The organism is Ruegeria sp. Alg231-54, from assembly GCF_900143525.1.
Classification (GTDB): domain Bacteria; phylum Pseudomonadota; class Alphaproteobacteria; order Rhodobacterales; family Rhodobacteraceae; genus Ruegeria.
Map to the genome: position 1 here is coordinate 62682 of NZ_FREZ01000017.1, position 6984 is coordinate 69665.

Genomic DNA, 6984 nt, shown 5'->3' on the forward strand with positions numbered 1-6984 from the left:
ACCACTCAAAGGAAACAGCATCGCGAAACAATGGGGAAATCGGCGAAAGGTCTTCAAACGAATCGTCGGCTTCTTCGAACCAACTTCTTTTTTGGCAGGTAGTCGCGGACACAAGGATAGTCCTTCTATCTATTCTTGGAAAATCGAAATTCGACAATAATTCCTTAAATTTATCCCTTATTATTTTTGAAAAACAACGTGTTGACAGAAATTCACACCTATGTTCGGCTAGTTGGAGAAGTCCTATCGAACAGAAAGTCAAACTGGCAGGGTAAGTGAGTTGAAGAACATCGATCAGATTTCAGGCAGGCACCACGCGGTGCTGACTCACAAAACAGAGAACAAATCTCACCCAATCACGCCCGTTCTTTGGCTTTTTGATGAGACGAAACCGCCATCGACAAGCTGGAATCAGACGATCCGATACCGACATCTTTCGCGGCATATGCAATCAACCAGATGCCCAGCATGGATGTCTGGCACCAGGTCGCTCAATTACTTGTCAAAAACTACCAGAGGAAGTTGGCAGAGGATGGTGAGTCTGAAGAAGATCCCGATAAGCTCGACGCGCGTTACCTCATCGACCAAAGTGACTTTGACTACCTGCCGCGCAATCTCAAAAACGAAATGCCAAAACGCATCCGGGAATTGGTTGAATGGAGTGGCCAGTTCGCGCGCCTCAAAGTTCCGGGTCACCTTGAGAAAGTTCGGTTGCTGGCGACAAATTTCCCACACTGCAAGGGTGTCGTCGACGGTATTGTTCACGACATCGAATTGAATTGGGGAATGGGATCCGATGTCACCCGGTTCCGACCGACGCTTTTGGTTGGTTCTCCTGGCATCGGCAAAACCAAGTTTTCAAGGGAGCTCTGCAAGGCACTTGGCCTTTACGCCCAGTCTGCCAATGTGGGCGGTATCTCGGAAAACCATCTGTTCGGCTTGTCTGCGGGATGGCACTGCGCTCATCCGGGCATTGTAACCCAGGCTGTGGCTTCGGCGCGCGTTCTAAACCCTGCCATTATCCTGGACGAGATCGACAAGACCCATTCAGGCAGAAACGGGGATATCCAGGGCGAGCTTCTGGGTCTGTTGGAGCCCGAGGAAGCCAGGCATTACCGGGAAAAATACCTGACCACCGAAGTCGATGCATCAAATGTGAACTGGATCTTCACCGCAAACGTGCTGGACAAGATCTCGGTGCCGCTACGGAGCCGTTGCAGGGTCTATGAGATTCCGCAACCGACGCAGGAGCAGGTGCCGGCCATCATCAACAGTCTCGTCGGTGGATATGCGGCGGACCACGGTCTCAGGCGGGAGTTCTTCTCGCTTGATATCGGCGAGGTCGAAGCACTGGCTGACACGTACAAGGTGCATAAATCCATCCGCATTCTGGGGCGGCTGGTGCACGGATACCTCCATGAGAAATCGATAGAACTGCCGTCTGCATGATCCGCGCGGCGAGGAAGCAATTCAAAGCGCTCTCCCGGCAAAACCGAACGAGAGCACATCAGAATATTGAGGATAAACCTATGACGTCATCAAAGCCCGATACGGCAACCAAACCGCTCCAGTTCATGGTCTCGGAGGAAATGTTTGAGCATTTTGGCGCACTGGCCGTCCAGTTTGGAGGCCATGGGAAAGGAGCCAAAACCGCTCTCTTTCTCGAACTAATCGCCGTCTATGAGCGCACCCCGACAAGCGAAAAGGCACGCGCGCCCGAACTCGAAGGCGAGCTTCGTGAAGCTAAGGCGCAAGAGGAAGAACTGGCGGTGGAACTAAAACGAATGGTCCGTCGGCAAAATGCACTATTGAATCTGCTCGCAGAGCAAAGTGTGTGAGGAATACCGGGCTATCGTCGTGTCTTGAATGAAAGTCGACGGAGCGCATCAAATCGTACGATGCACTCTCCAAAATCTATGCACGTTCTCAGCCCAAAACGGACATTCGTAACAAGACTTTGCAATCTCCAAGATGCGGACAAAGGCGATGTTGGAATGCTAGTAAAGTCGCCCAATCGACGCCTTTATCGAGCGGTTCTTCTTTTTCAGAATTTCAATACCACCAACGCTCGCCCTCGTGTCGGCGCAGCCAGCCTCCAATGCTGAAGTGATCACGGTGTATCAACAGTAAAAGCGCGACAAAAGCAGCCATGGCCGCAAGGGCGATCACCGGGTTTCGATTGATCGGAAAGCCGCGGTCATTCAGCGCAAAGGGATCAACGAAACGCTCCCATTGACGGGTGATGGTAAACAAATGCATGGCGGCAAGACCGCCATAGCTGAATATGCGAAAAACGCCAAACGCGGCCAACACACAGAGCACGATCTGTATGCCGCCCACGGCATAAATCTGGGCAAAGGACATCTCGATCCCGTCGACGTTTTTGGCTAGGTTTTGATACTGCTTAGGCGCAATTATCTTATGGACGGCCCAGAGAAACATAAACCACACCAACCCGATGCGCAGGATAAAAACGGCGGCAGCGTCCTTGCGGTCATGAAATGTCACGGCCCGTCCTTTGCTAACGATATTAGGAACGGGCATATCAAGAAAGGAGCTTCCCAACTATCCCAAATGAGGGTTTTCGCATGGCAAAGGTCCGCTGTGGGCTCACAACAGACATTCGAAAGTTCACAATGAGGAGCGAACGGCGGCCCTGCGGACATAGCTGCAATTCGCCCTTTCCCAAAATCCTCTTTGCGTCGCAGTCTTGCGCGTGACGTCCGCTTGACGACACGCCCCCTATCAAACGATCATCTCCGAACTGTCATGTGGTACTTCGAGGGAGATCTCATGGAAGTATTCGGAAGTGAAGCACAACGACGCATGTCAACCATGGGCGAGCATCTTATGCAGCTGTTGGGTGATGACCCTCGGTTTTGTAGCCATGGGCGTGGTATACAGATTGCCAACGAATATAGCGGGGCGTTGGATGATGCCGTCGCAATGGCCCGAATTCTTGGCATCACGGCGATAGAAAGCATACCACGTGAGGAGGTGGCGACGGCGCGAGAACAAATTGAAAGCGAGGGTTTAAAAACCGACACGATTGCTTGCTATCTTGGCGGTCTGAACTGTGTCGAAGCCGCTCGGCAAGTGGTCGCAACTCAGGCGTTGCCCGAAGATTTATCCATACGAGTGATTGATCGCAGCTCTCCGCCAGAATGGCTTGAAGCTTTCGCAGAAGTCGCGTTGAGCCACGGTGTTTTACCGCCAATAGGTCCGGTGATGCGCGGATTGTCTCGGCCCGGATTTGCTATGGTCGTCGTTGATAAATCAGGTGCCCCAGTCGCAACTGCGGGCTCAGTTCTGTGTCATCCCTCCAGCAGTCGGCTGCATAGTCGCGCACAATGGGGGCAACTCTCGACCAAACCTGAACGCATGGGCGAGGGCATTGCAAAAGTCTTGGGGGCGATAGCTCTAATTCACTCGCATGAAAAGCTTGGGGCCACAGGGTTCAAGACAGGCATCGCTCCGGGCAACATTCCCTCTGCACGGCTTTGCGAAAGACTTGGCTTGGAGGACAGTGGAAGCGACATAGTCGCGATCATAGACCCTCTCGTATACTCAGAAGATCGGTTAACCAAGTGACCCATCCGGCTGTCTGTGGTCGCATTGTGTAAGCAATACTACCAAGAGCCTGAGTTAGTCTCTTGAAAAAGCTAAAACAGGGTAAACTCTAGTCTGCTTTGAGCTCATTATTGCAGTTCTCTGCGGCTTGCATGATTGGCAGGGCGCAGCCCGAACCGGACATTCAAAACAAGGCTTTGCAATTCCGGCTTCGGACTATAAGCCGTCAGAGATTGATGGGAGGTGTCGTCACACTGGTTAGCGTCGCCGTTGCAAACAGGATCAGGACAACAGCCAACATCTCCATTGAAATCGACCGTCGGAGAGCAATTTTCGCGCCACGCTTCTCAGCCCTGAGAGCCGGAACAAATCTCAGCTTGTTCAGCGCCGCGAGGCCAAGAAGGGCAGAAACGATCACGACTTTGACCAAAAGCCCCAATCCATAGGCCGTTCCGAACAAGGCGGCCACAGTGCCCGAAAGCAGCCACGCGAGCGCTGCGCCTGCAACAATCAGGACGGCAACTCCATAAGCAGCGACACTGCCAAAGTGGTGCAGTAGATCGGCCCCATTGGGAGTGAGCGCCGCTTTGCGCAAAGGCAGGAGAGCACCGACCCAAAACGCAGCAGCCAGCAGATGAAGAACCAGCAAGACAGCGAGAGCCGCTCTAGGCTCTCCGAGCGAGTGTCCCACCTGGGCAAACGAAATCGCAATGGCGAGGCTACCCGCCAAAGCGATCCACTGCCCGACGCGGGGAAGAAGGATTGCCAATATCGCGAGTTCACCCACTCCTCGCCAAATCGCGGCGGTGCCAAGCGGACTGCCCCAAACAAAGCCAAGCATCATTGGGTCCGTCGCGCCCTCAAAGCCCATCCCGGATATCCGCGCCGCTCTAATCCCGAAACGTAGAGCCAGCACGGCAAGACCGACAATAACTGCACCGACCGCGAGGTGCCTTGCAAGGCGCAAAACAGACTCTTCAGCGCGCTTGGCAAAGAGGACCGTGAAAAGGACGCCACCCATCGCTAGCAGCGCCGCACCGTAGCCAAGTGCTTTCGCCAAAATGGCCAAGACGACAACACCGTCAATGGGGGCCATTCCGGTCATTTAGCGACTGTGAAAGAGAAGCTGCCCTGCATCGGGTGACCGTCGGAAGCCATACCACGCCAGTCGAAGCGGTAGCTTCCCGGTGTGAGCTTTTCCAACGGCAGAGCCCGGAATTCTGTAGCGGGGTCCATACCCGTTTCGCGGTCAATTTCGACGTCGCCATCTGGTGAGGTCAGCGTGACCGAGATGATGCGCATCGGATCATCGAACCGCATGGTAAGCTCCGGCACGTCCGTGACAATCGCGCCGTCAACCGGTGTCGTTGCTTCGAACTTTGAATGCGCGGCCGCAAGCATTGGAGCCATTGCTACGACCAAGCCGATAAGAGTTTGTTTGATCATCTGAGTTTTCCTCTATTCGGATTGGGCATTCAGCTCGTCGTGGTACTCACGAAGGTCATTGGGCCAGGTCGACTTGATAAAAGATAGGACCGCTATGATTTCGTCATCGCTGAGCACACCTTCATAGACCGGCATACCGGTTGGGGGCGCATTTTCCATCAGTCCGGCCAGGCCAAATTTGGTCAAGGTGAAGAGCGTTTCATCATCGTGGTGCCACGTATGCCCTGTGGCGTCATGCGGCGGTGCTGGTAGCAAACCATCCTCGCCGCGTATCCGCCAGTTTGGCTGTCCTTCAAGGTTCTCACCGTGGCAGGCAGCACATTGGTCCGGGTAAATATCTTGGCCAATGGCGACAACTTCCGCGTCATCAGGTGTTAAAAGACCGACCGCTTCGGAGGGCTGGGCCAGAACGAAAGCTACGGCGAAACCGGCGAGCGCAAGCCCACCGGTGACCAAGAGTGTTGTGCGCCCTATCATCAGGTGTCGAACGGCTGCGCGGTGCCCGCGCGGTAGTATACCGTACCGGCCCCAGCCTCTCCCCCAAATGCAATGACGTCGTAACGGGCGGACGGATCGTCTCCCATACCAGGGGAGCCCATTGGCATGCCAGGAACGGCAAGCCCTGTGATTTCAGGCCGATCCCTCAACACAGCTTCCAGTGCTTCGAACGGCACATGGCCTTCAAAGACATAGCCATCGGCTTCAACGGTATGACAGGATGCAAGGTTCAGCGGGATATCCCGCGCTGACTTCTGTGCTTCGGGGTCCGTCAGTTCCTCAACGGTGACGGCGTAGCCACGCGCGCGAGCCAAGTCGGCCCATGCGTGACAACATCCGCAACCTGGTGAGCTGAGCACGTGCATTGGGGTGCCTGCACGGACGGTAAGAGCAGTCGCGATGAGAGCGGTTGCAGACAGTGTGGTGAAGTGACGACGTGTGATCATGTCTGTCGGACCTTTGATGTGAAATTTGAACGGAATGCGGGCGAGCGCCCGTTGCCATTCAGGCTTTCGGAGGACCGGTGGGAACACCCAGTGCGAGGCCCGAAGAATCGGCTCGAGCGTACGTCACACCACCCACTGAGATCATCAATGGAGCAATCGGCGAAATCCCCGCCGTGGCGACAAGATCACCAAAACAGGATGTTGAACCCATGCCGCTAGTAGTGTCGCAACAATCCGCAGCAGCTTTCTCGGCATTAGCCAACGGATCGTCGCCCACCAATTGAGCATGATGACCAGAATGATCCGATCCATGGGTCAAGCCATGCTTCACCGACGCTGCGGATGCGCCAGAGAATGCAACAACAAGAAGTATCGACAGGACCAAGCGAAACATACCAAATACCTACTGGGGGTATGTTGTTTTGACAAGTTACAAGGATGTTTCGCCATATATCCTAGTTGCACCCATTTTGGGTGCGCCACATCTCTGGATCATGCCCGGCTGGAACAGTGGAACATGGATCACCTGAAATTCCGGTAAAACTGAATTTTGACTGACCTGCGTATTAGTCAACAACGGCAAGGTCAGCAGGTGGGCGTTTAACCCAAGGTGTTTCCGGTGATGAAGGTGTACGAACTTTCGACCAGATCGATGACGACATCCAACTCTTCTGGTGTGGTCGGAGTATAGATCATGACAAAGCCACTCCATCCGGGACGTTGATTAGCCCAAGGGTGTCCTACGGCCCAGCCAGCCTCAATTGCCCGTCGGGCCATTGCCGGGCGCAGCGAAGCGTGCAAGCTGCCATCAGGATGCATATGCGCAAACTCAAACCCACCGACAATAGAGTTCGGTTGAGACAACAACATGTCAGGATCAAGCTGAAAGCCAATCTCGCCAGGTAATTATATGCGTGTTGGGCCAAGTGTGACCCCTGGGTATTGCGCAACTCGCTCCAGCAATAGCTGGGCCAACTCTGCATTATTTTCGACACCAATCTGACTATTCGGTACCCCTCTTGTC

General features: G+C 54.2%; 10 protein-coding genes. 3 read left to right on the plus strand and 7 right to left on the minus strand.

The features are described from left to right. Positions 1–468 precede the first annotated feature (468 nt). Both DHN12_RS21535 and DHN12_RS21540 read left to right on the plus strand, forming a co-directional pair. Entirely contained in the window at positions 469–1449 is a 981-nt protein-coding gene (locus DHN12_RS21535) for an AAA family ATPase (RefSeq protein WP_159090129.1), read from the plus strand. Between the two features lie 80 nt (positions 1450–1529). Then, entirely contained in the window at positions 1530–1838 is a 309-nt protein-coding gene (locus tag DHN12_RS21540; protein WP_159090131.1) for a hypothetical protein, read from the plus strand. Between the two features lie 214 nt (positions 1839–2052). Here DHN12_RS21540 and DHN12_RS21545 read toward each other — a convergent pair whose 3' ends face one another. Further along, positions 2053–2508: a hypothetical protein gene (locus DHN12_RS21545; protein WP_234416737.1), complete on the minus strand. Its 456-nt coding sequence runs from the start codon at positions 2506–2508 to the stop codon at positions 2053–2055. A gap of 285 nt (positions 2509–2793) precedes the next feature. Here DHN12_RS21545 and DHN12_RS21550 point away from each other — a divergent pair, with 285 nt between their 5' ends. Beyond that, a complete protein-coding gene (locus DHN12_RS21550) occupies positions 2794–3591 on the plus strand; it encodes a hypothetical protein (protein ID WP_159090133.1) in 798 nt (265 codons plus the stop codon). 205 nt (positions 3592–3796) lie between these two features. Here the strand turns inward: DHN12_RS21550 and DHN12_RS21555 are convergent, their stop codons facing one another. From DHN12_RS21555 to DHN12_RS24675, 6 genes are all read right to left on the minus strand, one after another. Beyond that, on the minus strand, positions 3797–4675 hold the full coding sequence (locus tag DHN12_RS21555; RefSeq protein ID WP_108862029.1) for a CopD family protein: 879 nt from the start codon (positions 4673–4675) through the stop codon (positions 3797–3799). After that, on the minus strand, positions 4672–5016 hold the full coding sequence (locus DHN12_RS21560; protein WP_108862030.1) for a copper resistance CopC family protein: 345 nt from the start codon (positions 5014–5016) through the stop codon (positions 4672–4674). Before DHN12_RS21560 ends, DHN12_RS21555 begins: the two co-directional genes overlap by 4 nt. Positions 5017–5028: 12 nt before the next feature. Next, positions 5029–5493, minus strand: a complete 465-nt coding sequence (locus tag DHN12_RS21565) for a cytochrome c (RefSeq protein ID WP_108862031.1) — start codon at positions 5491–5493, stop codon at positions 5029–5031. Then, positions 5493–5960 (minus strand): DUF411 domain-containing protein, encoded by a 468-nt coding sequence (locus tag DHN12_RS21570; RefSeq protein ID WP_108862032.1) that lies wholly within the window; start codon positions 5958–5960, stop codon positions 5493–5495. Before DHN12_RS21570 ends, DHN12_RS21565 begins: the two co-directional genes overlap by 1 nt. Before the next feature lie 58 nt (positions 5961–6018). Next, the gene (locus DHN12_RS21575) at positions 6019–6354 is read right to left on the minus strand and encodes a hypothetical protein (protein ID WP_108862033.1); all 336 of its coding nucleotides are present in this window, start codon (positions 6352–6354) and stop codon (positions 6019–6021) included. A gap of 206 nt (positions 6355–6560) precedes the next feature. After that, the gene (locus DHN12_RS24675) at positions 6561–6830 is read right to left on the minus strand and encodes a luciferase family protein (RefSeq protein WP_199913564.1); all 270 of its coding nucleotides are present in this window, start codon (positions 6828–6830) and stop codon (positions 6561–6563) included. Between the last annotated feature and the right edge of the window lie 154 nt (positions 6831–6984).